This window comes from Brevibacillus sp. FW306-2-1A-C05A (genome assembly GCF_058781555.1).
Window position 1 is genome coordinate 91,053 of the sequence record NZ_JBYSWV010000005.1, and the last position, 26,794, is coordinate 117,846.

The following is a 26,794-nucleotide window of genomic DNA, read 5'->3' on the forward strand; positions in this document are numbered from 1 at the left end:
ATGGAGGGCTTGACTCAGTTTTTACCGATTATCATCATGTTTGCGATTTTCTACTTCTTGCTGATTCGTCCGCAACAGAAGAAAGCCAAACAGCGCAACGCCATGCTTGCAGCTCTGAAAAAGGGCGACAAAATCGTCACCATCGGCGGCATGCACGGTACGATTCAGGAATTGAACGACGACTCGGTGACGCTGCGCATCGCGCACAACGTCAACGTTACGTTTGATCGCGGCGCGATCAACAGCGTTGTTTCTACAAGCAACGAGCCAGTGAAAAGCGAGCCGGCAAAAGCGGAAGCGGAAAAAGAAGAGTCCAAATAAAGCAAAACAAAAGCAGGTGGGAGTTCCCGCCTGCTTTTGTTTTGCTTTTTGCCTGCCAAGCTTTTTACCGTCTCGGCTTGAAGCCTTTGGGCTTGTTGCTGGAGTTGGCCGAATTGACTCCGAGAATCCCTCCCAGCGCGGCAATGCCGAACGCGCCGAGCAAAAAGAGGAGCGTTCCCCACTGCATCGGGGCATCGAAGCCAAGATAGCCGATCAAAAGAATCAGAAGAAAATAGGAGAACCCGGTCAAGCCTCCGTAGTACCAGCCTTTGCCGCCGCAGCGCTTTCCGGTGACGAAACCGCCGACGAGCAAGGCAATCGCGTTGATGATGTACGTAAAATAAGGCAGAGAGCCTTCGCGCATACTGGTAAAGCTAAGAAGCAAGGTAGCGAGCAATGCCCCAAACAAGACAAATCCTATCGTGTACAAAAGTCCTGTCAGCACAGAGGTGGACGCACTCCGCACGGTATTTACCCCCTCACTGGTCACTGTTTGTACCATCTATATGAAAGGCCTGGCCGCTGTATTCATCTTCGCGTTGAACATTGGGAGGAATTTTCGTATGATGGATGGGGAACGAGACGGGGGTGAGGAAGAATGATTAAAACGTACTTTTACAACCATTCAGAGCAGAAAATGTTTCACGATGTTGATTTGTCCACAAAAGATCAATGGCTGAAATCTCCCGAGGACTTGCTCTGGATCGACCTGTATGATGTGGGGAACAACGAGTTGCCCTATATTGCCAAAATCTTCGACTTTCACCCGCTGGCCATCGAGGACTGCCTGCACGTCAGTCCGCGGGCCAAGGTAGACAAGTACGACGATTATTATTTCTTCGTTTTTCACGCCCTGCGTTACAATGAAGAAAGCGACGACGAGATTACCACGGTAGAACTGAACGTTTTTCTCGGCCCCAACTACATCGTTACGATTCACAAATCGCCGATGAACACGATAGGCCGGATCGCTGCCATGTGTCACCGCAACAATTCCTATCTGAACCGGGGTCCTGATTACTTGCTCTATGCGATCGTAGACGGGATTACCGATGAGTATTTCCCGATTATCGACCGGATCAGCGTGCGGATTGACGAACTGGAGGACGAGATTTACGAGCATCAGATGGAGGAAATTACGGAAGAGTTCCTGGCGCTGAAGCGGACGATTATTTTGATTAGGCGTGTCATCATGCCGCAAAAACGAATCTTCGCCAACGTGAATGGCCGCTTCTCTTTCGACATTTCCGAGGAAAACGTTCCGTTCTACAGCGACTTGACCGACCACCTGGAGCGCATCTCGGACTCAACCGAGACGTTCCGCGACCTGGTGAACGGTGCACTCGACACGTACTACACGATCATCAGCGCGAAGACGACGGAAACGATGCGTGTTCTCACAATTATTTCCACGATCATCCTGCCGCTTACATTCATTACCGGCTTGTTCGGGATGAACACGTTCGGCTGGCTGGGCGAACAGGCAGAGCCTTACATGCTGATCGTCGCACTCGTCATCATGCTGGCGATGACCTTTTTCATGCTGCACATCTTCCGCAAACGAAAGTGGTTGTAATTGGAGCTAATAGTTGCAAGCCCCCTGCCGAACACTACTAGCAAATGTTCGTTAGGGGGCAGCGGGAAGTGGAAGATATTTCAACAATCATATTGCGCACCCTTTTCTCGTATTTTTTCCTCCTGATCTTGCTCCGCGTCATGGGCAAGCGAGAACTGGGAAAGTTGTCCGTTTTTGATGTCGTGATCTCTATCATGCTGGCGGAAATGGCGGCACTGGCTATCGAAGACGTGGAAAAGCCCGGACTTCGGTTTTATTTGCCGATGCTGCTGATTGCTCTGATGGAAGTCGGAATGGCGTACCTTTCACTCAAAAGCAAAAAGTTTCGCGATGTTGTCGACGGCTCCGCCGATATGATTATCGAAAACGGGGAAATTCGCGAGCAAGCGATGCGCCGAAATCGGCTGAATATGGATGACCTGCTGGTTCACCTGCGGCAAAAAAACATCAAAAACATCGCAGACGTCGAGTTTGCGCTGATAGAGCCGACAGGGCAGATGAGCGTCTTTTTGAAGCAGGAAAAAGAACATCTTACGCGTGAAGATGTGGGACTGCCTGACGAAAAGCCGGTAAGTCCTGTTTCTTATAAAGGTCTGCCGATTCCGTTGATTCTCGACGGCAAGGTCAGGCAGGAGGCTTTGCAAAAAATCGGGCAAAATCAGTTGTGGCTGAAGCGGGAAATCCGCAAGTACGGGATCAAGGACATTCGCGAAGTGTCCTTTTGCAGCATTGACGAGCGTGGCATCATCTACCTCGACAAAAAAGACAAGCCGCTACACTAGGTGTTAGCGGCGGGGGAAGAACACGGCGAGCTGCTCGCCGATCCACGGAATGAGGCGGACGTCCTGCTTGCCCAGGACGCGCATCGCCACGAGCAGCACTACGTACAGCAAGGTGCTGATGCAGGTGCTGGCGAGAAGCAGCTTGCCTGTCGAGGAATGCAGGAACCAGTGATCCGCCATGTACGAGCCGAGGTAACCCATGGCCAGCATGGCGATCCCTATTTTTCCGAACTCCCATACGTCGATGACAAAGCCGATTTTTTTGATGAGACTGGCAAAATGAAGCAGCGTCCCCAACGTGATGCCGATGTTGGTGGCGATTACCGCGCCGTGGATGCCGAAAGCGGGCTGGGCGGTAAACATGAACATAGCCCCTGTCTTGATGATGGCGCTAAGCAGCGTATTGCGAAAGACGACCTGGGCGTAGTCGAGACCTTGCAAGGCAGCAGCCAGCGGCGCCTGGAAAAACAGAAAGACGGAAAAGGGAGCAAGCTCCTTCAACAGCACGCCGACCTCACGATATTCGCTGCCGTAGAGCAGCACGCACAACGGCTCGGCAAAAATAGTTAGCAGGACGGTACAAGGTGCTCCGATTACGAGTGTGATGCGCATCGCTTGGTAGATGCGCCGATGCACGAGAGGAGCATTTTTTTGATAGGCAGCCTCGGCGACGGCAGGAACGAGCGAAACGGACAAGGAATAGGTTAAAAAAGTGGGAAAAAGCAGCAGCGGGACCGCCATCCCGGCAAATTGCCCGTACAGCCCGGTTGCGGCTGCCGTCGTGTAGCCTGCGATGACGAGTGCGAGCGGCACGAGCATCGGCTCCAGGACGTAGGCGATGGAACCGATGATCCGGCTCAGCGTGACGGGCAGGGCGACGTGGATCAGTTGGGACAAGTTCGCCTTGCTTCTGGAAACTGCTTTGCGAAACGGCGTTTCCAGAAGCTGGGCGGCCGCTTTTTTGCTTCCTTTTCGGTATTGCCAGAGAATGTAGAGGAGTCCGGCGGCTTCCCCGAAAATAATGCTGGCGACCGCACCGGCCGTGGCGTACTCGATCCCTGCCGCCAAAAACGACATCGTCATGACGACGACCAGCGCCATGCGGGCTACTTGCTCCAGCAGTTGGGAGACGGCTGTCGGAATCATGTTTTGCTTGCCCTGGAAGTACCCGCGCAGCACGAGGGAAATACTGGAGATCGGAATAACGGGGATGGCGGCGAGCATGACGATATGGGCGCGAGGGTCAGTGAACAGGGCACCCGCAATCCAGTGGGAAAACAACAGGAGCAGCGTGCAGATGAACAGGCTGATGCCGCCGGCCACCGACAAGGCCAACAGCAGGTAGCGCCGGGTCAGCCGCGGATTGTTCGCCGCTTCCGTCTCTGCCACTTGCTTGGCGATGGCAACAGGCAGGCCGAACGTCGTCACCGTAATCAGAAAGTACAACAGGGGCACGACCATTTGATACAGCCCCATTCCTTCCGCTCCGATGATGCGTGAAAGCACGATCCTGTGAGCAAAGCCAAACACTTTGGTGATGCCGCCAGCAATGATGAGGATAACCGTTCCGTAAAAGAATGACTGTCTCATGGAAGGCTCCTTTGCAACGAAAAATTCACTCAGTAAAGAATATGGACGTGCCGCTGTCGGCATGACTACTTTGAGGGGGAAACGGAGATGGACCAAGCGCAAAAACAGGAATGGTATGGGCGAGTAGCAAGTCTTTGCCAGAGCAAGGCCGAGGAATTTGCCATGCTGGGTTATGAAAATGTGGAGGCTACGGACGTGTGGGAATGCGTCACGAACGGGTACAAGGAATTCCCCCCGATGCACCGTCTCGTCAACGATATTCTGTCTCTCAAGCCGAACAAATACATGAACTATCTCATGATTCAAATGTATAAAAATTCTTAGTGAAACTTCCTGTCTCTACATTCGTATAAGTAGCATGCTCATTGTAGATAAGGGGTTGGTTACCATGGTTCGCTCTTCCAGCAATAATTGACACGTTTTTTCATACTTCGCTATAATGGGCATATTGGTTTCTCGCCTTGGCGCGGGACCCTGTTTATGAAAGAGGGGTATCACAACGATGATAAAATGGGGAAGATTTCTCCTGTTCCTGGTTGTTGTCGGCCTTTTGGCGACACTTGTGTCAACTACGACCAAACAGGTGGCAGGAAACATCACTCTCGGTCTGGACCTGCAGGGCGGGTTTGAGATTTTGTACGAGGTTGAGCCTCTTGAGGCTGGACACAAGGTTGATATCGAGCTGTTGAAATCAACCGCACACATGATTGAGAAACGGATTAACATCGGTGGCGTGGCAGAGCCTGTGATCTCTACCGAGCTGCCAAACCGGATTCGCGTGCAAATCGCTTCGCAATCCGCCGATCAGGACAAGCTGCGCGAGCTGATCGGCAAACCGGCTGTACTGACGTTCCGCGACGAGTCGGGCAAGATCATCCTGCAAGGTAGCGACCTGGCGCCAAACGGGGCAGCGGTCGGCTACGATGACTTGAGACGCCCGTTGGTAACCTTGAAATTTTCCGACGCGAAAAAAGTAGAGGAAGTTACCCGCGCGAACCTGTACAAGCGCATGGCGATTTATTTGGATGAAAACATGCAAACAAATCCTACCATTCAAGCTGTGATTACAAACGGAAGCGCTCAAATCACAGGAGACTATACCCAAGAGACTGCACAGGAACTGGCTGACCTGCTCAATTCCGGTGCGATGCCTGCGAAGCTGACAGAGAAACAAGTGACATCGGTAGGGGCTTCCCTCGGTGCGCTGGCTCTGGAGAAAACGCTCTATGCCGGCTACATCGGGGCTGCCTTGATCTTCGTGTTCATGCTGCTCGTCTACCGCATGCCAGGGATGATTGCCAATATTACGCTGGCCGGGTTTACTTATTTTTGTATGGTCGTACTCGACTGGATGGATGCTACCCTGACGCTGCCTGGTATCGCCGGTTTTATTTTGGCAGTAGGGATGGCGGTCGATGCGAACATCATTACGTATGAGCGTATCCAAGAAGAAATTCGCTCGGGCAAAACGATTTTGTCGGCATTCCGTGCCGGTGAGCGCCGTTCCTTGATTACGATTATCGACGCGCACGTGACGACGTTGATTGCGACAGGCGTGTTGTTCTACTTCGGGACAAGCTCCGTGCAAGGTTTTGCTGTCGTACTGGCAATGACAATCATCGTGAGTGTGATTACCAACGTGTTTGGGTCTCGCTTCCTCCTCTGGCTGGTGGTCCGTTCCAACATGTTTAAAAAGCCGTTCTGGTTCGGGGTAAAGGAGAGTGAGATCGGTGAGCTTTGATCGTGAACACACTGTCGTTCGATTTGACATCGTAAAGAATCGCCGGAAGTTTTTCATTTTCTCTTCCGCGATTATCGTCATCGGTTTTTTGTTTATGCTGTTCCAGGGGCTGCACCTTGGCGTTGACTTCAAGGCGGGGACCCGTCTGGACATTTACGTAGGAAAAGAGTTCAACCCGACTGACGTCGAAGCGGTGTTGAAGCAGGAGATTCCGGACGTATCCTTTTCCAAGGTGACGCCGTACGGAACGAATCAGGCGTACACCCGCTTCGATCAAACGATTTCCTCTGACACACTGATGAAGGTAGAAGAGGCGTTGAAGAAAAAATTCGGCGATCAGGTAACGAAGCAAGTATCGTCCGTTGACCCGAGTATCGCCCAGGAAATGGTGAAAAAGGCAGCGATTGCGGTAGCGATTGCCTCGCTCGGGATCGTCGTTTACATCGCGATTCGCTTCCAGTTGCTGTTCGGGATTGCCTGCGTCGTCGGGCTTTTGCATGACGTGATTATCCCGATCGCGCTGTTCTCCGTGTTCAATCTGGAGGTAGACATTACCTTCATCGCCGCGCTGTTGACGATTCTCGGTTACTCGATCAACGACAAGATCGTTATTTTTGACCGTATCCGGGAGAACTTGCGCACCATGAAGTCCAAAACGATTCCGGATTTGGAGCATCTGGTGAACGTGTCTCTCTGGCAAACGATGCGCCGTTCCGTCTACACCGTAGCGACCGTGTTCTTTACCGCTCTTGCTATCGCGGTACTCGGCAGCGAAAGCATTCGCAACTTCTCGCTGGCGCTTTTGTTCGGTCTGGTGAGCGGTACGTACTCCTCGATCTTTATTGCTGCTCAAGTTTGGGTAAACTTGAAGGAGCGGAATATGAGAAAGAAAAAAGAAGCGTAATCCATTTGCTTCAACAAAAGCTTTCGCAACGTAGACCGCAGGGATTTTTCCCTGCGGTTTTCTACTCTTACACAAAAAAGCGTGCGGATGGAGGAAGAGATAGCGATGGGTGATGATCGGCTGGCAAAAGCCCAGTTTGGCGCGTGGGTAGGCATTGTGGGCAATCTCGCGCTGGCAGGAGTGAAGCTCGCGATCGGGCTTGCGGCAAAATCGCAGGCGCTGATCGCAGACTCCGTCCACTCGGCGTCCGATGTTGTCGGATCGGTGGCTGTTCTGATCGGTCTGCGAGCGGCAGAGCGTCCGCCTGACGCCGATCATCCGTATGGACACGGGAAAGCGGAGTCGATCGCAGCGATTATCGTCTCGGTGTTGCTGGCGATTGTCGGCTTTGAAATTGCGATGTCGTCGCTCAAGGCGTTTTTCGCTCCGCTGGAAGCTCCCGGCTTGCTGGCTGTCTGGGCCGCCATCGGCTCGATGATCGTCAAGGAGTGGATGTTCCGCTACAAGTACAAGCTCGGCAAAAAGCTGAACAGCCAGTCGCTGATTGCCAACGCCTGGGAGCATCGCTCGGACGTCTATTCGTCTTTTGCGGCGCTGGTGGGAATCGGCGGCGCGATTGCCGGGGAGTGGCTGGGAGTAGCGTGGATGCTGTACCTGGACCCGGCTGCCGGCATTTTCGTTTCTGCCCTCGTGCTGAAGATGGCGTACAGCATCATGATAGAATCCATTCACAGCACGCTCGACCACGTTTTGCACGAAGAGGATACGCAAAAGCTGCGCCAGGCGATCGAACAGGTCGAAGGCGTGCTGCGGATTGATTCGTTGCGAGCGAGAGAGCACGGGCACTACCAGATTGTCGATGTAAAAATCAGCGTAGACCCGTCGATTACCGTGCTTGCGGGGCATCAAATCAGCAAGCGTGTCAAGCATACGTTGCTGGAAACATTCGCAGAAGTCCGCGACGTTTTTGTCCATGTCAACCCATACGATCCCGCTCCCCGGCAAAAACCGTAAAAACGCCATGTTTTATGCAGTTGTCAGTCTCCCGCTCCATCCTCTATAATGAATGAGGATTGGAGGAGAGCCTATGCTGAAAGCGAAAACACGCTGGAAACTGGCCACCTACGATGAACAGATTGCGGCCAGTATAGCTGAGGAGTGCCAGCTAACTCCGCTCGTGTCCAAGCTGCTGGTGATTCGCGGCATCGACACAGCGCAGAAGGCCCGTGATTTTTTGCAAGCTGGCCCGGAATTGTTTCATGACCCTTTTTTGCTGGATGGAATGGAACAGAGCGTGCATCGCATTCAACAAGCCATAGAGAGGCAAGAGCCGATCTGCATTTACGGCGACTATGACGCGGACGGGGTCAGTTCCACATCGTTAATGGTACATCTGCTGCGCCAACTCGGCGCTGTTTTTGACTACTACATTCCCAACCGTTTTACCGAAGGGTATGGGTTACATAAAGACGCCTTGGCGCATCTGCATAAAAGCGGTTACAAGCTGATTATTACCGTCGACACAGGAATCAGTGCAGTAGAGCAGGTAGCGTATGCCACACAGTTAGGTCTTGACGTCATTGTAACCGACCACCACGAACCTCCGGCTGTCATCCCGGAGGCATTTGCTGTGATTAACCCGAAAAAGCCGGGCTGTACGTACCCGTTTGACATGCTCGCGGGAGTCGGGGTCGCCTTCAAGCTGGGGCATGCCTTGCTGAAGGAGCCTCCTTTGCACTTGGCCGACCTGGCTGCACTCGGGACGATCGCCGACTTGGTGCCATTGGTCGATGAAAACCGGATTCTCGCCAGGGTAGGACTGAAGCGGCTGAACCAGACGCGCAATATCGGCTTGCAGGCGCTCATCCGCGTGTGCGGGCTGGCTGACAGCGAGCTATCGGCAGGCCATGTCGGATTTGCCCTCGGACCGCGGCTGAATGCGAGCGGACGGCTGGAGACGGCAGAGTCCGCCGTCAAGCTGCTGACGACCGAGGATCAGGCCGAAGCCGAGCAGTGTGCGCAAGCTTTGGACGACCTGAATCGCGAGCGCCAGGAACTGGTGGCGGCGATGACGGAAGAAGCCGTACAGATGGTGAGAGAGCTGTACCCACCGGAAGAAAACAACGTCCTCGTGCTGGCCAAGGAAGGCTGGAACGTCGGCGTCGTGGGAATTGTGGCGTCTCGGCTGGTCGAGCTGTTTTACCGTCCGACCATCGTGCTCGGCATCGACCCGGAAAAAGGCACGGCCAAAGGCTCGGCGCGAAGCATTGCCGGCTTTGACATGTACGAAGGGCTGACCGCGTGCAAGGAATGGCTCCCGCATTTTGGCGGACATACCATGGCGGCAGGGATGACCTTGCCTGTGGAAAATCTCGACCTGCTGCGCAACAGGCTGAACGAACTGGCAGGCCAGTGGCTGACGGCAGAAGACTTTATCCCACTGACCAAGGTCGATGTGGCGATGAGCATGGAAGAGATCAGCCTGGAGGCAGCGGAGCAGTTGGAGCGGCTAGCTCCGTACGGAATGGGCAACCCGACTCCGCTCGTCATGCTGGAGGAAGTGGAAACCCAGGGAATGCGCACGATCGGGCGCGACGACAATCATTTGAAATGCACGCTCGTCAGGTCAGGCCAAGCGTTGGATGCCATCGGCTTCAACTGGGCGCACGTGACGAAAAAGGTGACCCCGAAAGCGCGCTTTCAGGTGCTGGGCGAGCTGTCGGTCAATGAATGGAACGGCAACCGCAAGCCACAGTTGACCATTCGCGATTTGTCGGTCAATCACCAGCAAGTTTTTGATTGGCGGGGAAGTCGTGATAAAGTAGAAAAATGGCAGCAGCTTGCAGCGGAGTCAGAAACGGTGACGATCGTATTTCGCACGGAAAGCTACGAGCAGTTGGCGCAGAAGACGGCAGAAGCGCAGTTGTCGTCGCTGCTGTTGCTCGGGCCATCCGCAAAGCTCGAACACGAAGGGCCGAAGCAGACGATCATCCTCTACGATCTACCCAAGCGCCGGGCGGATTTGCATGCGATCAGTGCCATGCTGCAACAGGCCGAGCGCATCTACTGCCTGTTCGGCGACCCGGATTTGGGGATGGAGCGGCTTTCCTGTCCGAGCCGGGAGCACTTCAAGCAATTGTACCAGTTTTTTGTGCAGGTGCCAGTTGTCAAGCGCATTCATCTCGACGCGCTGGCCCGCAAGCTGCAATGGAAAAGGAACTTGCTGGACGGGATGCTCGCCATTTTTGTCGAGCTGCAGTTTGTCAGCGAGGACGCAGAACAGTACCGCTTGCAGCAGACGGTAGAGAAAAGGCCGCTGGAAAGCTCGGTTATTTATTCGGAGTGGAAGGAAGAGGCACAGCTTGCCACGGATTTGCTGCTTTCTTCTTCGGAATCATTGATTCAAACGTTTCAACAGTTGGTGACACCTGTCACCGTATAGGAGGAATTTTTCATGGATTACAAACAATACATTCGCGTCATTCCGGACTTCCCGCAACCGGGGATTCGCTTCAAAGATATCACCACGCTGCTGAAAGACGGCTCCGCCTACCGCGCTGCGATTCAGGATCTCGCTGAATTCGCCCGCGAAGTGCAGGCAGACGTCATCGCAGGTCCGGAAGCACGCGGGTTTGTTGTGGGGGCTCCTCTGTCTTACGAGCTCGGAATCGGCTTTGTGCCGATCCGCAAATCCGGCAAGCTGCCTTACGAGTCGATCAAAGCGGACTACGACCTTGAGTACGGCAAAGACGCGCTCGCGGTACACGTAGATGCGGTTACGCCTGGGCAACGCGTTCTGATTGCAGACGACCTGTTGGCAACCGGGGGAACGATCGAAACGACGATCAACCTGATTGAACAGTTGGGCGGAAAAGTGGTAGGCGCTGCTTTCTTCATCGAGCTGTCCTACCTGGAAGGCCGCAAAAAAATCGGCGACGTGCCGATCAAATCTTTGGTGCAATATTAATTGAACCATCAACGAAAAACGGGCTATATGCCCGTTTTTTTCTTTTTTCCGCGCCCTGTTCATACTTTACAGGGGAAACAGCTTTACAATACGAACGACATAAAAGATAATAGTATGAAATAGACATGACGTTTTTTTTCATCCAGACAAACGATCGATTATTCGAGCCTGCTTCTACGCAACAACTTCAACCTTTAAAGGCTTTTTTTTATCCGCAACGAAGCCTTCGCCTGTGACATAAGGCTTGGCAAAGCCAAGTTTTCCAATGAGAGGATAAGGGAAGGGAACTATGATTACCGGCATTGATGAGGTAGTAAAAAAAGCAAGCACCTATTTATCACAATCGGATCTGGACCTGATTACTCGCGCCTATCAGTTGGCTGAAAAAGCCCATGAGGGGCAGATCAGAAAATCAGGTGTTCCGTACATCATGCACCCGATTGCCGTGGCAGGGATTCTCGCAAACCTGCACATGGACGCCGTGACGATTGCGGCCGGGTTTTTGCATGATGTGGTGGAAGACACCGACGTTACGCTTGACGATCTCCGGGAACAGTTCGGGCCTGATGTGGCTCTGCTGGTAGATGGGGTAACCAAGCTGGAAAAAATCAAATACAAGTCCAAGGAAGAGCAGCTTGCCGAAAATCACCGCAAGATGCTGGTCGCCATGGCCCAGGACATCCGTGTCATCATGATTAAGCTGGCAGACCGGCTGCACAACATGCGGACGCTGCGGCACATGTCCGAAGAAAAGCAGCGGGAAATTTCCGATGAAACGCTGGAAATTTTCGCGCCGCTTGCCCATCGCCTGGGGATTGCCTCCGTCAAATGGGAGCTGGAGGACACGGCGCTGCGCTATTTGAATCCGCAGCAGTATTACCGGATCGTCAACCTGATGCAAAAAAAGCGGGTGGAGCGAGAGGCTTACCTGAACGAAGCGTCGGACACGATCAGGGAGAAGCTGGGCGAGCTGAATATCGAGGCGGAAATATCGGGGCGTCCCAAGCACATATACAGCATCTTTAAAAAGATGACCAAGCAAAACAAGCAGTTCAACGAAATTTACGATCTGCTGGCGCTGCGCATTATCGTGAACGACATTCGCGATTGCTACGCGGTATTGGGAATCGTCCACACCTTGTGGAAGCCGATGCCTGGCCGCTTCAAGGACTACATCGCGATGCCCAAGACGAACATGTATCAATCGCTGCACACGACGGTGATCGGGCCAAAAGGCGAGCCGCTGGAAGTGCAAATTCGCACATGGGATATGCATCAGACGGCAGAAATCGGGATCGCGGCGCACTGGGCGTACAAGGAAGGCAAAAGTGTCGTGCAAGGCTCGTTTGCCGAGAAGCTGGGCAGCTTGCGCGAGATCATCGAAGGCGGCTCCGAGGAAGCGCCCAACGCCCAGGAGTTCATGGAAAGTCTCAAGCAGGACTTGTTCTCGGATACGGTCTTTGTCTTCACGCCAAAAGGCGATGTCGTGGAGCTGCCAAAAGGCTCCGTGCCGCTCGACTTTTCCTATCGCATTCACTCGGCGGTTGGAAACCGGACGATTGGGGCGAAAGTAAACGGCAAGATTGTCCCGCTCGACTACGCCATGAAAACGGGCGATATCGTCGAGATTCTCACCTCCAAGCATTCGTACGGGCCGAGCCAGGACTGGCTGAAAATGGCCAAGTCCGCCCATGCGCGCAACAAGATCAAGCAGTGGTTCAAAAAAGAAAAGCGGGAAGAAAACGTCGCCAAAGGCCAGCAAATGGTGGAAGCCGAGATCAAGTCGCGCAACTTCGACGTCAAGGAAGCGATGACGGAGACGAACCTGAAGGAAGCGGCGGCGCGCTTTAATTTTCAGGGGGCCGAGGACATGTTTGCGGCAGTTGGCTACGGCGGCATTACCGCCTCGCAGATTGCCACAAGGCTGCTCGACAAGCTCCGCCGCGAGCGGGAAGAGCAAAATCCGGTCATCCCGGAAATCAAGCAAAATCCGGCCCACCGTGCGCAAAAGAGCGAATCCGGCGTCAAGGTGCGCGGCGTAGACAACCTGCTGGTGCGCATCTCGCGCTGTTGCACGCCGGTTCCAGGCGACCAGATCATCGGCTTTATTACCCGGGGACGCGGGGTGTCTGTGCACAGGAAGGACTGTCCGAACGTGCTGGCAGACGAGTGCTCGGAGCGTTTGATCGACGTCGAATGGGACACGGACCAGAAGCACAACTTCAACGTGGAAATCGAGATCACGGGCAACGACCGCAGCGGCCTTTTGAACGACGTGCTGCAAGTCGTAGCCGAGACGAAGACGAATATTGCCGCGGTCAGCGGCAAAGCAGATAAAAATCGGGTGGCGACGATTCATATGACCATCTCGATCAGCAATGTGGATCATCTCTTGAAGGTTGTGGAACGAATCAAGCGCATTAAAGATATTTATTCGGTTCGCCGCATTTTGAGCACCTGATCCTTCGTGGATCGGGTGTTCTTGTTTGTCGGCGAGCGGCTGCGATCAGCAGGGCAAGACACGAAACGAAAGGAATGGATCGACGTGAGAGTAGTTGTGCAGAGAACGAAGGAAGCGAGTGTGACCGTTGCCGGCGAGGTGGTCGGGCAAATCGAGCACGGGCTGCTGTTGCTGGTAGGCATCACCCATGAGGACAGCGAAAAAGAGGTGGAGTTCGTCGCGGACAAAATCGCCCATTTGCGCATTTTCGAAGACGAAGAAGGCAAAATGAACGTTTCCGTGCTGGAGACGGGCGGGCAGATTTTGTCCGTGTCCCAGTTTACGCTGTACGGGGACTGTCGCAAGGGAAGGCGGCCAAACTTCATGGCGGCGGCTCGCCCGGAGCAGGCAGAACCGCTGTACGAGCTGTTCAATGCCAAGCTGCGGGAAAAAGGTCTGGTCGTGGAGACGGGGCGCTTTGGCGCGATGATGGACGTGCGTCTGCAGAACGACGGGCCTGTCACCTTGATTGTGGAAGCGTAACACAGAAACGACGTGGGGGCGGGCAAATGGCGCGGGAAGCATTGGTAATCGGAGCGAGCGGGATGCTGGCAGAGGTGGCGCGCTGGCTCGCAAAAGAAGGCTGGCAAGTAACGGTGGTGGGACGAGATCGCCAAAAGCTCGAACAGGTAAGAAACGGGGCTTTGAACCCTGGCTCTGTTCATCTGCTCGCGCTCGATTACGGGCAGACGGAGACGCTGCGCGCCGCCATGGCAGAGCTGGTGGCGAGCCGAGGGCCGATGGAGCTGGTCGTGGCCTGGATTCATCAAACGGCGCCAGATGCGCTTGCGACCGTATTGGCAGAGCTGTCCCGCCCCAAGCAGCCGTTTCGGCTGTACCACGTCTGCGGCAGTCGCGCCTGGAAAAATCCTCCGGCTGTCCATGTGCCGACGACGTGCGCGTACCAGCGTGTCATTCTCGGCTTCGTGTGCGAAGGAGAAGAGGCGCGCTGGCTGACCAACGCGGAAATTGCCAATGGCGTCATCCGGGCAATCGGGGAAAAAGCAGCGCAGACGATCGTCGGCCAGGTCGAGCCGTGGGAGAGGCGCCCAACCTACTGAACAAGCGAACAGGTGCAAGATCCAAACAAAAAACGGCTGCCGAGGCAACCGTTTTTTTGTTTGCGCGAAGGGCGATTCCCCAAAGATCAACCGCCCTGCGGGTGCAACGAGTTGAAATATTGGACAATCCCTTTGAACAGGCCCTCTGCCGCCAGATCCTGCTGCTTCTCCGAGCGGACGCGAATCTCGTCGTTGTAGTTGGAGAGGAACCCGATCTCGGCCAGGATGGAGGGAACGGAATTTTCCCGCAGGACGAAGTAGTCGCCGAAGCGGGACTGCAAGTCTTTGTAGTTCGTCGCCTTCACCAGCTCGTTTTGCACCAGCGAAGCGAGCTTGCTGGAATTGCCTTGATGGTAGAAAAACACGATGGAGCCGTTGGTCGCCGTGTTTGGATGCGTATTGTGGTGAATGCTGACAAAAATGTCGGCTTTGTTCTGCACGGCCACGTCCACGCGCTGCTGCAAGGTGAGTTTGCGGTCGTCCGCCCGCGTCATGATGACTTTGGCTCCGGCCGCTTCCAGCTTGTTGCGCAGGAGCAAGGAGACTTGCAGGTTGACGGTTTTCTCCAGGGTGGAAAAGCTGGAGCCGGTCGCGCCGTTGTCGTTTCCGCCGTGTCCGGGGTCGACGACGATCAGTTTTCCGGCGAGCGCCTGGCTGCGAATGACAGCAGGCGCTCCGCTCGCCGCTACGAGCCAGCCGGCCACATAGCCTGTCGTGCCATCGCTGAGCGTGACTTTGAACCAGTCGCCCTCTCTGTTTTCGATGCTGTATTTCTCGCCTGTCTGTACTTGCCGCAGCACGCTATGTTCGGTGCCGGGACCGGAGCGGACATTCGTATTGGCATTGATGATCGTGACGTATGGGCCGCTTGGCGTAGGCGTGTTTGCTCCCGAGACGGTGACGAGCCAGCCTGCTACCCAGCCCGTTTTTCCGGCAGAAGTTTGCACGCGGTACCAATCGCCTTGCTTTTCCAGCACCTTCAGCTTGCTGCCGATGGGCAGCGTGGCGAGAATCGCGCTGGACGTATTGGACTCGCTGCGCAAATTCAGCCCGTCTGTTTGCACCGTCGCTGTCTGCTCAGCGGGTGTGGCAGGCGTGCTCGGCTGAGCGGGCGTGCTCGTATTGCCTGCACCACCTGTATCTGTGCTTGGCGCCGTGGTGGTGTCTTGGGCAGGTGCGTTGCTGTTCGTGGAAATCCAGGCGTTCACCCCGTCGTAGGGGAACTGAATCCAGCCGTTTTGCTGCGTCAGCACGGTAATCGTCTCGCCCGCGTGCAGTTGTCCGATCGCCGGCGTGCTCGCATCCGGTGTAGGGTACACATAAGGGGCGAACTCCAGCGTCAGGCTGGCCCCCTGAACGGCGGACGGCTTCGGTGTGACAGCGCCTCCGGCAGTGCTCGGCGGATTGCCGCCTGCCTGTCCGGTTGGCGGCGTTCCGGCTGTTCCAGCGCCTGACGTGGAGCCTGTCGAGGCAGACGAGCTGTCTTTGACGAGCCAGGCGGCTACCCAGCCTGTTTTGCCGCCGCTGAGCTGAATCATGATCCAATCGCCGTTTTTTTGCACGATCGGGTAGCGCGTCCCGGGGTTGATCGTCTGGATGACCGGATGAGTCTGGCTGGGACCGGAGCGCACGTTGAGGTTGGTCGTCGTGCTCTCGACAGTCTTTGCCGCAGCGGGCGCGGGCTGCTGCTGTGCCGAGACGAGCCAGTTGGCTACCCAGCCGCTTTGCCCATTGGGCAGCTTGACCTGCACCCAGTCGTTTTTGGTGGAGATGACAGGCAGCACCGTCTTGTTCGGCAGTGTGGTGACGACGGCGTCCTGAAGGCTCGGGCCGGAGCGGACATTGAGCTTGTCCACGGTGACCTGAACAGAACCGGCAGCCCAGGCTGACGAAACGGGGAGGGAGATGGCGCAGACGATAGTCAGTAGCGACCTCACGATTTTTTGACGTACAGACACGGTAGACATCCTTTCCCAATAATTGAAATGCTAGAGTCGTCAAGGGACGTTTCTTTCATGTTTTTGCCAACACAATCACTTCGCGCCTGCTTCGGCTTTTTCCTGCAAGAAGCGACAAAGCTTTGCAAGTCCTTCCGCCGACTGCAATGTCTCGCAATAGGCCATACTAGGACAAAAGAGCACTATTGCACGCAGGAGGAGTAGATTGTGAGGCAGTCCAACAAGGAAACATTTGCGCAAGGCTTGAATCGACAATTTTTTTCCGTCGACTTTCATGACGATTTGGCCAAAGAATCGTCACGGCCAAATGTAGAAATGTCCCAAGATTTTTTTGTCGGCATGCGCGACCTGCAGCAGCCGCGTCAAAAAAGGAAGTAATCGCCTGAAGTGCCGCTCCTTGCTTTTGTTGACCGGGGGGAACTCCGTCAGCTATGATGAGGAGTGGCATTTTAAAAAAGCAGGTGAACGAACGATGATTCAAATAAAGTGCGAGGGACACGCCTTTGAGCGCGAACTCTCCTTGATTCTCGCCTTGTTTTACGAAGACCCCGCGCTCGCCTTCGTCTCTTCGTGGGAAGGCGACGCCGATATGCGAATAAAGCTGGCACTTGCTGTACAGGAAGAGGGAGTTGTAGCTTCGGGCGAGCTTTTCGCCGGAAACAGGCAACTCGCCCATCAAGTCAAGCGCAATTACGTCTCGCGCGATGAAAAAGCGATGCGCAAAACGGCCAAGCAGGCGCTCTGCTACGCCCTGTTGCTGATGCTGGAAGAATATACCGGGATCGAGCAAGGCTGGGGCATCCTCACAGGCATTCGCCCGACCAAGCTGCTGCACCAGTTGAACGTGGCAGGTGTCGGACGCGAGGAAGCGCACCGGAAGCTCCAGCAGGATGTGATTTTGCGCCCGTACAAGCTGAAGCTCTTGCAAGCGATCGTCGACAAGCAGCTTCAGGTGGTACCCGACCTGTACCAGATCGACCGCGAGCTGTCCGTGTACATCGGCATTCCTTTCTGTCCGACGAAATGCGCGTACTGTACGTTTCCTGCCTATGCGATTCGCAGCCATACGGCTTCGGTCAATCCGTTCCTCGAAGGGCTGCACTACGAGATCGAGAAAATGGGCGAGTGGCTGACGAAAAACGACCAGCGCATCACCTCCATCTACTTTGGGGGCGGCACGCCGACGAGCATTACGGCAGAGGACATGAACCAGTTGTTTGAGACGATGCACCGCAGCTTTCCGCATATGGACGGGGTGCGCGAGCTGACCGTCGAAGCGGGCAGGCCGGATACGATTACCGCCGAAAAGCTCAGCGTGATGAAGCGCTGGGAGGTGGACCGGATCAGCATCAATCCCCAGTCGTTCACGCAAGAGACGCTCCGCGCGATCGGCCGCCACCACACCGTCGAGGAGACGATTGAAAAGTACCATCTCGCTATGGAAATGGGCCTGACCAATATCAACATGGACCTGATTATCGGGCTGCCCAACGAGGGCGTGGCCGAGCTTGTGCACAGCCTCGAACAAGTGGAGAAGCTGATGCCGGCCTCGCTGACTGTGCATACCTTGTCGTTTAAACGAGCTTCCGAGATGACCCAGAACAAGGAGCGCTACAAGGTAGCCAGCCGCGACGAGATCAGCAGGATGATGGAGATGGCTTCCGCCTGGACAGCCGCGAACGGCTACAATCCGTATTATCTGTATCGCCAAAAAAACATTTTGGGTAACCTAGAGAATGTCGGCTATGCCAAGCCCGGTCAGGAAAGCATCTACAACATCATGATTATGGAAGAGGTGCAGACGATTCTCGGCCTTGGCTGCGGCGCCGTCTCCAAGCTGATGGCGCCGGGCAGCGGCAAGCTGAAGCGGTTTCCGAATCCGAAAGACCCGAAGACGTACAACGACACGTACAAGACGCTGGTGGACAACAAGCTGCGCGACCTGGACGAAATTTACGCCGGGGCGACAGGTAGAGAAAAAGAGGCGCACGCATAGGGCGTCTTGCCGCATAGCGTAGTAAAAAAAGTTTTATGGGGCGCCTGTTGACGCCCGCTGACTGGTTTGCTATGATTCACATTAAGCTTTTTGATAAAACGATCTGATGACGGGAACAAGTATCCAATGAAACGGATAACCAGAGAGGAAGCGCCGTGGCTGAGAGTGCTTTCGTATCACGACTTGGTGAATGACATCCCCGAAGACCGCAGTGAACGGGCGAGGCATCGGCCTCGACTCCTCAGTAACTGGCAGGCGTCCGCCGGCGTTAACGGCTAATAAGTGGGATAGCCTTTTTACATAAGGCTGTTCAAACAGGGTGGCACCACGGGAGTATAACCAGTCTCTCGTCCCTGACATGTGGCGAATTGCTGAATGTCAGGAGGCGAGGGACTTTTTTATTTGTCAGCGAAAAAAGTTGTCTCATCCTGGAGGTTTGGCGTAGCCCGAGTTTTTCAAAAGACATGGAGGTTCGAGAGGAATGACGAGAATCCAGATTCCCCGCGGTACGCAGGATATTATGCCAGGTACCGTAGAGCTGTGGCACTACGTAGAAGCAAAAGCCCGCGAGCTGTGCCGCCGCTTTAACTACGCGGAGATTCGCACGCCGCTGTTCGAGAGCACGGAGCTGTTTCAGCGGGGCGTAGGCGAGACTACGGACATCGTGGAAAAAGAAATGTACAGCGTGGCCAACCCGCGCAGCAACGATGCGCTCACGCTGCGTCCGGAAGGGACGGCGGGCGTCGTTCGCTCCTACGTGGAAAACAAGCTGTACGGTTCGCCAAATCAGCCGACCAAGCTGTACTACCTGGGGCCGATGTTCCGACACGAGCGTCCGCAGGCAGGGCGCTACCGCCAATTCGTGCAATTCGGGGCGGAAGCGATCGGTTCGAGCGATCCGGCGATTGACGCCGAGGTGATCGGGCTTGCCATTCGTCTGTACCAGGAGCTGGGACTGACAGGGCTGTCCGTCGAGCTGAACAGCGTCGGGACGGTAGAAGACCGGGCGCGCCACCGCGAGCACCTGCTGGCGCATCTGAACGGCGTGCGCTCCGAGCTGTGCGAGGATTGCCAATCCCGGATTGACCGCAATCCGCTGCGCGTGCTCGACTGCAAAAACGAAAAGTGCAAAACATTGACCAAAGACGCTCCATCCATTCTGGATTACTTGAGCGAAGAGTCGGCGGCTCACTTTGAAGCCGTGAAAGACTACCTGACTGCGCTCGACATTCCGTACCATGTCAACCCGCGTCTGGTTCGCGGACTGGACTACTACACACTGACCGCTTTTGAAATCAAGATGGCGGAAATCGGCGCGGTGGAAACGCTTTGCGGCGGCGGACGCTACAACGGTCTGGTCGCGGAGCTGGGCGGCGACGACATGCCGGGAATCGGCTTCGCGCTGAGTATCGAGCGCTTGCTGCTGGCCCTGGAAAAGCAGGGCGTGCAGTTGCCGATTACCGGCGGGATCGACTGCTTCGTCGTCGTGCAGACGCCGGAAGCGAAAAAAGGCGCGTTTATTCTCGTCGACCAACTGCGTCAGGCGGGCGTGGCCGCTGAGCTGGACTATCTCGACCGGAAAATGAAGGCGCAGCTCAAGCAAGCGGATCGGCTGTCTGCCCGTTTCACCGCGATCATCGGAGAGTCCGAGCTGGCAAACGGCACGGTTGTCCTGAAGGAAATGGCAACAGGCGAGCAGCAGGAGATCAAGCAGGACGAATTTATCTCTGTCCTGGCGGCAAAAGTACAACAAGCAAACTAACAAAACCAACAAACCAAAAGTGGGGGAAATCATCATGTCTTGGCAATATCGCACCGTACATTGCGGTGAAGTGACAACAGCACATGTAGGGCAGGAAATCGTACTGAACGGCTGGGTGCAAAAGCGCCGCGACCTCGGCGGGGTCATTTTCATCGACTTCCGCGACCGCACAGGGATCGTGCAAATCGTCTTCAATCCGGAGCACAACAAGGCAGCGTGGGAAGCCGCTGACAAAGTGCGCAGCGAGTACGTGCTGGTGGTAAAAGGAAACGTCGTGAACCGCGCGCCGGAAGCCGTCAATCCGAAGCTGAAAACGGGTGAAGTCGAAGTTCACATCTCCGAAATCCAAATTTTGAACGACGCCAAAACGCCTCCGTTCCAAATCGAGGACGGCATCGACGTCGATGAACAGGTTCGCCTGAAATACCGCTACCTCGACCTGCGCCGTCCGGAAATGCAGCGTTCCTTGATTCTGCGCAGCAAAGCGGCAAAAGCATTCCGCGACTACCTCGACGAGAACGGCTTCGTGGAAGTGGAGACGCCGATGCTGACCAAGAGCACGCCAGAGGGCGCGCGCGACTACCTCGTGCCATCCCGCGTGCATCCAGGCGAGTTTTACGCGCTGCCGCAATCGCCACAGTTGTTCAAGCAGCTTCTGATGGTATCCGGTCTGGAGCGCTATTACCAGATCGTGCGCTGCTTCCGCGACGAAGACTTGCGCGCTGACCGCCAGCCTGAGTTCACCCAGGTGGACATCGAGACGTCCTTCCTGTCGATGGAAGAAATTTTGCCGATGATGGAAAAAATGGTCGCGCACGTGTTCAAGCAAACGATCGGCGTGGACGTTCCGACGCCGTTCCCGCGCCTGACTTACGCGGAAGCGATGGCGCGCTACGGCTCCGACAAACCGGACGTGCGCTTCGGCATGGAACTGACAGACGTATCCGACCTGGTTGCGACAAGCGACTTCAAAGTTTTCGCAAGCGTTGTCGCTGGCGGCGGACAAGTAAAAGCGATCAACGCCAAAGGCTGCGGCCACTACTCCCGCAAAGAAGCGGATGACCTGCAAAAATTCGCGGCCCGCTACGGCGCGAAAGGTCTTGCGTACATGGGCTTCAAGGACGGCGAAGTAAAAGGCCCGATCGCCAAGTTCTTTAAAGAAGAAGAGATCAACGAACTGAAAAAACGCCTCGAAGTCGAAGAAGGCGACCTGCTTTTGTTCGTGGCCGACAAGCCAAAAGTCGTCGCGGACGCATTGGGCGCCTTGCGCTCCAAGCTCGGTGCGGAACTCGGCCTGATCGACCAGAGCAAGTTCGCGTTCCTGTGGGTCGTCGACTTCCCGCTGGTCGAGTGGGATGAGGAAGCAAAACGCTACGTGGCGCTGCACCATCCGTTCACTCGTCCAAAAGACGAAGACCTGCACCTGTTCGACACCGATCCGGGCCAAATCCGTGCGCAAGCGTACGACATGGTACTGAACGGCTACGAGCTGGGCGGCGGTTCCATGCGGATTTTCAAACGCGACGTGCAGGAAAAAATGTTCAAGGCACTCGGCTTCACACAAGAAGAAGCGCATGAACAATTCGGCTTCCTCCTGGATGCATTCGAGTACGGCACGCCTCCGCACGGCGGTATCGCGCTCGGCCTGGACCGTCTGATTATGCTGCTGGCTGGCCGCACCAACCTGCGCGAAGTCATCGCGTTCCCGAAAACGGCAAGCGCAAGCGACCTGATGGTCAATGCGCCAGATGTGGTAGCGCCAAAGCAACTGACAGAGCTGTCTATCGCCACGCTGGCAAAAGAAGAAGAAAAGGTAGAAGCGTAATCGACTTGCGCAACTGCATTGCTCTTTGATACATTGGTAATACTAGCTACAAGCCCTGCGATGTTCGTGACATCCGATAGTTTTGAGCCACAAAGTTTGTCTCGGGAGTTTTTCGTCCGCAATTGTAAAGGCATGCCTCCGTCGAGTGGACGTCTGCAACAGTTGGGCAAGACACCCACCTGCGATTAGCAGGTTCAAAACTAAGGAGCTACACGGCATAATGGGGCTCCTTTTTTCTTTGTGATTCCTACTTTTCCGATTGACTATCATTTTACTTGCGAATGAAAGGTGAAACCTACGATGCTTCATCAATTTTCCCGTTGCGAATTGGCCTTCGGTCCCGAAGGTTTGGAAAAAATGAAAAACAGCCGCGTCGCCGTTCTCGGTGTCGGCGGCGTCGGCTCCTTCACAGTGGAAGCGCTGGCCCGTACAGGTGTCGGCAAGCTTGTGCTCGTGGACAAGGATGTGGTTGACATCACCAACATCAACCGTCAAATTCACGCGACGCTCCACACGATCGGACAGAAAAAGGCAGAGCTGATGAAAGAGCGGATCGCCGCGATCAATCCGGAATGCGAAGTCGTGACGCTCAACATGTTTTACAACGAAGAGACGGCCGAGCAACTGTTTGCCCACGAGTTCGACTACATCGTGGACGCCATGGATACGATGTCGGCCAAGCTGCATCTGATCCAGGAAGCGAAGCGCCGCCATATTCCCATCATCTCCAGCATGGGGGCCGCCAACAAGATGGACCCGACCCGTTTTGAGGTCGCGGATATTTCCCAGACGAGCTATGACCCGATTGCCAAGGTCATTCGCCGCGAACTGCGCAAAAAAGGCATTTACAAAGGCGTCAAGGTGGTTTACTCCAGAGAGATTCCGGTGACCGTTCGCACAGATGTGCGGGAAAAAATCGTGTCCAACCCGAACTCCCCGATCAGCAAAGTGCGGCAGCCTCCAGCGAGCAACGCTTTTGTTCCATCCGTAGCTGGCCTGATTCTGGCCAGCGTCGTCGTGCGTGACCTGTTGGACTGGCAGCCCGTAAAAGGATAGGATAGCATGAACGATCTGTTTTCGTATGCCTATGACCAAGAAGGGGGCCGCAAGCAAAAGCCGCTCGCTGCGCGCATGCGGCCCAAGACGATTCAGGAAGTGATCGGCCAATCGCACATTTTGGCGCCGGGCAAGCTGCTGCGCCGGGCGATTGAAGCCGATCAAGTGTCGTCGCTCATTTTTTACGGTCCGCCCGGCACGGGAAAGACGACGCTGGCCAAAGTGATTGCCCGCACCACCCGGACGCATTTTTCCGAGCTGAACGCGGTCACGGCAGGGGTGGCGGACATCCGCAAAGTCGTGGACGCAGCGAAAGAGCGGCTCGTGATGGACAACCAGCGGACGACGCTGTTCGTCGACGAGATTCACCGCTTCAACAAGTCCCAGCAGGACGCGCTTCTTCCTTACGTGGAGGAAGGAACGATCATTTTGATTGGCGCCACGACGGAAAATCCGTATTTCGAGGTCAATCCGGCCTTGCTGTCGCGCTCGCAAGTGTTTGCCCTGCAGTCGCTGTCGCATGAGGAGCTGCAGCAGGTGATGGAGCGGGCGCTGAACGATGAAGAAAACGGATTGGCAGAACTGTCTGTCACCGTGACGAAGGAAGCGGCCGAACACTTGATCCAGTACGCGGAAGGAGACGCCAGACGGCTGTTGAACGCCTTGGAGCTGGCGGTGACGACGACGCCTCCTGGTCCGGACGGCGGCGTGACGGTGACCCTGGACGTGGCCGTCGAGTCCATCCAGAGGCGCGCTGTTCGCTACGACAAGAGCGGCGACAATCATTACGATACGATTTCGGCTTTTATCAAATCCATCCGCGGCTCTGACCCGGATGCCGCGTTATATTGGCTGGCGAGGATGATTGATGCGGGAGAAGATCCCCGTTTCATTTCGCGCCGACTGGTGATTTCGGCTTCCGAGGACATTGGAAATGCGGACCCGCAGGCGATCTCGGTTGCGGTGGCCTGCTTTCAGGCGGTAGAATTGGTGGGGATGCCCGAGGGACGAATCCCTCTGGCCCAGGCAACGACGTATTTGGCTACGGCTCCGAAAAGCAATGCTGCCTACAACGGAATCAACTCGGCGCTGGCCCGGATTCGGACGGACGGCCACAAGCAGGTTCCGATTCATTTGCGAGATTCGGCGTACAAGGGCGCAGCCAAGCTGGGACACGGTCAGGGATATTTGTACCCGCACGATTACCCGTATGGATATGTGCCCCAACAGTATCTGCCTGACGGTGTGAATTATTCGTTTTATCAGCCAAAGGATTTTGGCTATGAGCGGCATATCCGGCGCTTTCAGGAAGAGCGGCAAAAGCTGGATGCTCGCGGATTGCCGAAGAAAAACTCCCCCGAGTAAGAGGGGGAGCCAAACATCAGGTGCGGACGTCTCCGCCGGGTTTGTTCGGCAAATCGCCATTTTCATTCGGCTGTTTGCTCTGTTCGCTTGCCCCGTAGCGGGCTTTGTGGGCAATGGTGCCCGCAGGCTGGTCGTACAAGGTGTCGGACGGGTGGTTGCGTCCTCGTTCCGAGCGTTTGTTCGTTGCCATTTTAATTTCACCCCCCAAGATGCTAGTGTGTCCCAGGACGCCCAAGTCATGTAGGCTAAGGGAGTGGGTAAACACAAGAATAAGAGGAGAGTTGCTACGTGAAGATTTCTACGAAAGGACGCTACGGACTGACAATCATGATGGAGTTGGCCAACCGTGTAGGAGAGGGACCGACCTCCTTGCGCAGCATTGCCCAGAAGCACGAATTGTCCGAGCATTACTTGGAGCAGTTGATTGCGCCTTTGCGCAACGCAGGATTGGTAAAAAGTATTCGCGGAGCCTACGGCGGCTACGTTTTGGCAAAACAACCGGATGAAATCTCCGCAGGGGATGTCATTCGCGTACTGGAAGGGCCGATCAGCCCAGTTGAGTTTGCGGAGGAAGAGGACCCGGCGAAGCGCCATTTGTGGCTGCGCATTCGCGACAGCATTTCGGCGGTGCTCGATGCCACCTCGCTGCAAGATTTGATTAGCTATGAAGACGACGGGCATACCGATAACTATATGTTTTACATTTAAGCACGGCTACCAAGCCAGTAGAAGGTGACACAGTGTCTGACATGTTGTATTTTGACCACGCTGCTACGACTCCAGTGCATCCCCGCGTACTCGCGGCGATGACTCCGTACTTGACGCAAGTATTTGGCAACCCGTCCAGTGTCCACGCTGCCGGACGCGAGGCGCGCAAGGCACTGGAGCAAGCACGGGATGCGATCGCAAGCTTTATGGATGCCGATCCGCAATCGCTCATCTTTACCAGCGGCGGGACGGAAGCCGACAATATGGCGGTCATTGGCGGGGCGATGGCGCAGCGCGAACGAGGCCGTCACGTCATTACGACGCAAATCGAGCACCACGCCGTCCTGCACGCTTGCGAATATTTGGAGCAGGCAGGGTTTGAAGTGACGTATTTGCCTGTAGATAAGACAGGCTCTGTCCGGCTGGAAGATGTGAAGCAGGCTGTCCGACCGGATACCGTGCTCGTCTCGATCATGTACGGCAACAACGAGGTTGGAACGATTCAGCCGATTGAAGAAATCGGCGTTTTCCTGCAGGAAAAAGGCATTATTTTTCATACGGATGCCGTTCAGGCATTCGGCGTGCTGCCGATTCGCGCAAGACAGCTTCCTGTGGACATGCTCTCCGTGTCCGCGCACAAAATCAACGGTCCCAAAGGCGTAGGCGCCCTGTACCTCGGGCGCAAGGTGCCGGTTTCGCCGATCTTGCACGGCGGGTCGCAGGAACGCAAGCGCAGGGCAGGCACGGAAAATCTGGCGGGAATCGTCGGATTTGCCGAAGCGACAAAAGTAGCGACGGAGGAGATGGCAGACCGCGTTGCCAAATACGAGCAAATGAAGGCTGCCATGCGCGCGGTTTGGGAAGAGGCGGGAATCGCTTTCCACGTCAATGGACACCCGACAAACGTGCTGCCGCACATTCTCAATGTCAGCTTCCCGGGCGTACACACGGAAACGATGCTGATGAATCTCGATTTGGCGCGAATCGCAGCCGCCAGCGGCTCGGCGTGCACGTCAGGCTCCCTGGAGCTGTCGCACGTGCTCGTGGCGATGCAACTGGAAGACGAAATCGCCCGGTCCGCGATCCGCTTCAGCTTCGGCATTACGAACACCGTCGAGGAAGCAAGACAAGCCGCGCAGACAGTGGCGCAAATCGTCAATCGTCTCGTGCGCAGCAAGTAATGGAACACACGACAAACCAGCGAAAACCGCCCGGAAGCAGGAAAGTGCCTCCGAGCGGTTTTTTTGTGCAACCAAAGCTTCGCCAATCGCCTGGCACAGCCAAGTTTTATTGGTTTTTGTCTCGTGGAAAAAAATGGTTGATCGAACGGCTTCCAACCGTACCTGCCAAGCATACGTTACTACTGACGTCGGTTTTCCAAGGTGAGCATACATGTTTACGAACAAAGCTTCCGAGCTGCAAGCGAGAAAAATCGAGGCTCCGCTGTTCAGGGAGGCGGAGGCGATCAGGCAGCAAAAGCTGTTGAAGCCTGAAAATTGTCCTGACAGCGACGACGACGACCGTGACGTAAAGAAAAAGCAGATTGCAAGCATAGTTTGCAATCTGCTTTTGTTTTTCTAACCAATTTTTCTAATTATGTGGCACTTGTGGTTAATTGTGGATGACAATGATAAAATGAGTCTGTAGAACTATGTTGGAAGAATCAAATCTTTCGGCATCTT

At 55.2% G+C, this 26,794-nt stretch carries 25 protein-coding genes and 1 other RNA gene; 22 read left to right on the forward strand and 4 right to left on the reverse strand.

Features of this window, described 5'->3' with window-relative positions; all coding sequences use genetic code 11:
• A complete protein-coding gene (gene yajC / locus AC3WJN_RS06400; RefSeq protein WP_007782364.1) occupies positions 1 to 321 on the forward strand; it encodes a preprotein translocase subunit YajC in 321 nt (106 codons plus the stop codon).
• Between the two features lie 64 nt (positions 322 to 385).
• Here yajC and AC3WJN_RS06405 read toward each other — a convergent pair whose 3' ends face one another.
• Positions 386 to 787, reverse strand: a complete 402-nt coding sequence (locus AC3WJN_RS06405) for a TIGR04086 family membrane protein (protein WP_221843241.1) — start codon at positions 785 to 787, stop codon at positions 386 to 388.
• 132 nt (positions 788 to 919) lie between these two features.
• Here AC3WJN_RS06405 and corA point away from each other — a divergent pair, with 132 nt between their 5' ends.
• Together corA and AC3WJN_RS06415 are read left to right on the forward strand one after the other, a co-directional pair.
• Complete coding sequence (corA, locus tag AC3WJN_RS06410) at positions 920 to 1,897, forward strand: magnesium/cobalt transporter CorA (protein ID WP_005832428.1); 978 nt, start codon at positions 920 to 922, stop codon at positions 1,895 to 1,897.
• Between the two features lie 44 nt (positions 1,898 to 1,941).
• Positions 1,942 to 2,679 carry a DUF421 domain-containing protein gene (locus AC3WJN_RS06415; protein WP_206699013.1) on the forward strand — a complete coding sequence of 246 codons (738 nt, stop codon included), beginning with the start codon at positions 1,942 to 1,944 and terminating at the stop codon, positions 2,677 to 2,679.
• 3 nt (positions 2,680 to 2,682) lie between these two features.
• On the opposite strand, the gene spoVB is transcribed toward AC3WJN_RS06415, so the two are convergent.
• Positions 2,683 to 4,269 carry a stage V sporulation protein B gene (spoVB, locus tag AC3WJN_RS06420; RefSeq protein WP_005832431.1) on the reverse strand — a complete coding sequence of 529 codons (1,587 nt, stop codon included), beginning with the start codon at positions 4,267 to 4,269 and terminating at the stop codon, positions 2,683 to 2,685.
• An 87-nt stretch (positions 4,270 to 4,356) separates the two neighbouring features.
• On the opposite strand from spoVB, the gene AC3WJN_RS06425 reads away from it, so the two are divergent.
• The 9 genes from AC3WJN_RS06425 (at position 4,357) to AC3WJN_RS06465 (ending at position 14,442) form a co-directional block, all read left to right on the forward strand.
• Positions 4,357 to 4,593 (forward strand): post-transcriptional regulator, encoded by a 237-nt coding sequence (locus AC3WJN_RS06425; protein ID WP_005832434.1) that lies wholly within the window; start codon positions 4,357 to 4,359, stop codon positions 4,591 to 4,593.
• Between the two features lie 178 nt (positions 4,594 to 4,771).
• Positions 4,772 to 6,010, forward strand: coding sequence for a protein translocase subunit SecD (secD, locus tag AC3WJN_RS06430; RefSeq protein WP_005832436.1), 1,239 nt, complete (start codon positions 4,772 to 4,774; stop codon positions 6,008 to 6,010).
• Positions 6,000 to 6,914, forward strand: a complete 915-nt coding sequence (secF, locus tag AC3WJN_RS06435; RefSeq protein ID WP_290426198.1) for a protein translocase subunit SecF — start codon at positions 6,000 to 6,002, stop codon at positions 6,912 to 6,914. The genes secD and secF overlap by 11 nt, the downstream gene beginning before the upstream one ends.
• Before the next feature lie 105 nt (positions 6,915 to 7,019).
• The gene (locus AC3WJN_RS06440; protein WP_007782353.1) at positions 7,020 to 7,928 is read left to right on the forward strand and encodes a cation diffusion facilitator family transporter; all 909 of its coding nucleotides are present in this window, start codon (positions 7,020 to 7,022) and stop codon (positions 7,926 to 7,928) included.
• A gap of 73 nt (positions 7,929 to 8,001) precedes the next feature.
• Positions 8,002 to 10,356 carry a single-stranded-DNA-specific exonuclease RecJ gene (gene recJ, locus AC3WJN_RS06445; RefSeq protein WP_007782349.1) on the forward strand — a complete coding sequence of 785 codons (2,355 nt, stop codon included), beginning with the start codon at positions 8,002 to 8,004 and terminating at the stop codon, positions 10,354 to 10,356.
• A gap of 12 nt (positions 10,357 to 10,368) precedes the next feature.
• Entirely contained in the window at positions 10,369 to 10,881 is a 513-nt protein-coding gene (locus AC3WJN_RS06450) for an adenine phosphoribosyltransferase (RefSeq protein WP_005832442.1), read from the forward strand.
• A 289-nt stretch (positions 10,882 to 11,170) separates the two neighbouring features.
• The gene (locus AC3WJN_RS06455; RefSeq protein WP_005832444.1) at positions 11,171 to 13,342 is read left to right on the forward strand and encodes a RelA/SpoT family protein; all 2,172 of its coding nucleotides are present in this window, start codon (positions 11,171 to 11,173) and stop codon (positions 13,340 to 13,342) included.
• A gap of 84 nt (positions 13,343 to 13,426) precedes the next feature.
• Positions 13,427 to 13,864, forward strand: coding sequence for a D-aminoacyl-tRNA deacylase (gene dtd, locus AC3WJN_RS06460; RefSeq protein WP_005832446.1), 438 nt, complete (start codon positions 13,427 to 13,429; stop codon positions 13,862 to 13,864).
• Positions 13,865 to 13,890: 26 nt separating this feature from the next.
• Entirely contained in the window at positions 13,891 to 14,442 is a 552-nt protein-coding gene (locus AC3WJN_RS06465) for a short-chain dehydrogenase (RefSeq protein WP_005832448.1), read from the forward strand.
• A gap of 86 nt (positions 14,443 to 14,528) precedes the next feature.
• On the opposite strand, the gene AC3WJN_RS06470 is transcribed toward AC3WJN_RS06465, so the two are convergent.
• A complete protein-coding gene (locus AC3WJN_RS06470; RefSeq protein WP_051556856.1) occupies positions 14,529 to 16,409 on the reverse strand; it encodes an N-acetylmuramoyl-L-alanine amidase family protein in 1,881 nt (626 codons plus the stop codon).
• A gap of 198 nt (positions 16,410 to 16,607) precedes the next feature.
• Between AC3WJN_RS06470 and AC3WJN_RS06475 the strand changes: the two genes are divergently transcribed.
• The 7 genes from AC3WJN_RS06475 to AC3WJN_RS06505 all read left to right on the forward strand — a co-directional run bounded on the left by AC3WJN_RS06475 (position 16,608) and on the right by AC3WJN_RS06505 (position 24,404).
• Entirely contained in the window at positions 16,608 to 16,778 is a 171-nt protein-coding gene (locus AC3WJN_RS06475; RefSeq protein ID WP_005832458.1) for a hypothetical protein, read from the forward strand.
• A gap of 94 nt (positions 16,779 to 16,872) precedes the next feature.
• Entirely contained in the window at positions 16,873 to 18,396 is a 1,524-nt protein-coding gene (locus tag AC3WJN_RS06480; protein ID WP_007782341.1) for a coproporphyrinogen III oxidase, read from the forward strand.
• A gap of 481 nt (positions 18,397 to 18,877) precedes the next feature.
• Complete coding sequence (gene hisS / locus AC3WJN_RS06485; RefSeq protein WP_007782338.1) at positions 18,878 to 20,158, forward strand: histidine--tRNA ligase; 1,281 nt, start codon at positions 18,878 to 18,880, stop codon at positions 20,156 to 20,158.
• 34 nt (positions 20,159 to 20,192) lie between these two features.
• Positions 20,193 to 21,983 (forward strand): aspartate--tRNA ligase, encoded by a 1,791-nt coding sequence (aspS, locus tag AC3WJN_RS06490; RefSeq protein ID WP_007782334.1) that lies wholly within the window; start codon positions 20,193 to 20,195, stop codon positions 21,981 to 21,983.
• A gap of 49 nt (positions 21,984 to 22,032) precedes the next feature.
• Positions 22,033 to 22,214, forward strand: a non-coding RNA gene (gene ssrS, locus AC3WJN_RS06495) — 6S RNA.
• A 69-nt stretch (positions 22,215 to 22,283) separates the two neighbouring features.
• Complete coding sequence (locus tag AC3WJN_RS06500; RefSeq protein ID WP_005832465.1) at positions 22,284 to 23,039, forward strand: tRNA threonylcarbamoyladenosine dehydratase; 756 nt, start codon at positions 22,284 to 22,286, stop codon at positions 23,037 to 23,039.
• 6 nt (positions 23,040 to 23,045) lie between these two features.
• A complete protein-coding gene (locus AC3WJN_RS06505; RefSeq protein WP_005832466.1) occupies positions 23,046 to 24,404 on the forward strand; it encodes an AAA family ATPase in 1,359 nt (452 codons plus the stop codon).
• 16 nt (positions 24,405 to 24,420) lie between these two features.
• On the opposite strand, the gene AC3WJN_RS06510 is transcribed toward AC3WJN_RS06505, so the two are convergent.
• Positions 24,421 to 24,594, reverse strand: coding sequence for a hypothetical protein (locus tag AC3WJN_RS06510; protein WP_007782328.1), 174 nt, complete (start codon positions 24,592 to 24,594; stop codon positions 24,421 to 24,423).
• 98 nt (positions 24,595 to 24,692) lie between these two features.
• Here AC3WJN_RS06510 and cymR point away from each other — a divergent pair, with 98 nt between their 5' ends.
• From cymR to AC3WJN_RS06525, 3 genes are all read left to right on the forward strand, one after another.
• Positions 24,693 to 25,112 (forward strand): cysteine metabolism transcriptional regulator CymR, encoded by a 420-nt coding sequence (gene cymR, locus AC3WJN_RS06515; protein WP_005832467.1) that lies wholly within the window; start codon positions 24,693 to 24,695, stop codon positions 25,110 to 25,112.
• A gap of 32 nt (positions 25,113 to 25,144) precedes the next feature.
• Positions 25,145 to 26,293 (forward strand): cysteine desulfurase family protein, encoded by a 1,149-nt coding sequence (locus AC3WJN_RS06520; protein WP_007782325.1) that lies wholly within the window; start codon positions 25,145 to 25,147, stop codon positions 26,291 to 26,293.
• Positions 26,294 to 26,504: 211 nt separating this feature from the next.
• Positions 26,505 to 26,693: a hypothetical protein gene (locus AC3WJN_RS06525; RefSeq protein WP_005832471.1), complete on the forward strand. Its 189-nt coding sequence runs from the start codon at positions 26,505 to 26,507 to the stop codon at positions 26,691 to 26,693.
• Positions 26,694 to 26,794 lie beyond the last annotated feature (101 nt).

Bases quoted from the DNA above. Each gene is read 5' to 3' on its own strand.
- yajC (WP_007782364.1), top strand. From the start codon at position 1: ATGGAGGGCTTGACTCAGTTTTTACCGATTATCATCATGTTTGCGATT.
- corA (WP_005832428.1), top strand. From the start codon at position 920: ATGATTAAAACGTACTTTTACAACCATTCAGAGCAGAAAATGTTTCAC.
- AC3WJN_RS06415 (WP_206699013.1), top strand. From the start codon at position 1,942: ATGTTCGTTAGGGGGCAGCGGGAAGTGGAAGATATTTCAACAATCATA.
- spoVB (WP_005832431.1), bottom strand. From the start codon at position 4,269: ATGAGACAGTCATTCTTTTACGGAACGGTTATCCTCATCATTGCTGGC.
- AC3WJN_RS06425 (WP_005832434.1), top strand. From the start codon at position 4,357: ATGGACCAAGCGCAAAAACAGGAATGGTATGGGCGAGTAGCAAGTCTT.
- secD (WP_005832436.1), top strand. From the start codon at position 4,772: ATGATAAAATGGGGAAGATTTCTCCTGTTCCTGGTTGTTGTCGGCCTT.
- AC3WJN_RS06440 (WP_007782353.1), top strand. From the start codon at position 7,020: ATGGGTGATGATCGGCTGGCAAAAGCCCAGTTTGGCGCGTGGGTAGGC.
- recJ (WP_007782349.1), top strand. From the start codon at position 8,002: ATGCTGAAAGCGAAAACACGCTGGAAACTGGCCACCTACGATGAACAG.
- AC3WJN_RS06450 (WP_005832442.1), top strand. From the start codon at position 10,369: ATGGATTACAAACAATACATTCGCGTCATTCCGGACTTCCCGCAACCG.
- AC3WJN_RS06455 (WP_005832444.1), top strand. From the start codon at position 11,171: ATGATTACCGGCATTGATGAGGTAGTAAAAAAAGCAAGCACCTATTTA.
- AC3WJN_RS06465 (WP_005832448.1), top strand. From the start codon at position 13,891: ATGGCGCGGGAAGCATTGGTAATCGGAGCGAGCGGGATGCTGGCAGAG.
- AC3WJN_RS06470 (WP_051556856.1), bottom strand. From the start codon at position 16,409: ATGTCTACCGTGTCTGTACGTCAAAAAATCGTGAGGTCGCTACTGACT.
- AC3WJN_RS06480 (WP_007782341.1), top strand. From the start codon at position 16,873: ATGATTCAAATAAAGTGCGAGGGACACGCCTTTGAGCGCGAACTCTCC.
- hisS (WP_007782338.1), top strand. From the start codon at position 18,878: ATGACGAGAATCCAGATTCCCCGCGGTACGCAGGATATTATGCCAGGT.
- aspS (WP_007782334.1), top strand. From the start codon at position 20,193: ATGTCTTGGCAATATCGCACCGTACATTGCGGTGAAGTGACAACAGCA.
- AC3WJN_RS06500 (WP_005832465.1), top strand. From the start codon at position 22,284: ATGCTTCATCAATTTTCCCGTTGCGAATTGGCCTTCGGTCCCGAAGGT.
- AC3WJN_RS06505 (WP_005832466.1), top strand. From the start codon at position 23,046: ATGAACGATCTGTTTTCGTATGCCTATGACCAAGAAGGGGGCCGCAAG.
- AC3WJN_RS06510 (WP_007782328.1), bottom strand. From the start codon at position 24,594: ATGGCAACGAACAAACGCTCGGAACGAGGACGCAACCACCCGTCCGAC.
- AC3WJN_RS06525 (WP_005832471.1), top strand. From the start codon at position 26,505: ATGTTTACGAACAAAGCTTCCGAGCTGCAAGCGAGAAAAATCGAGGCT.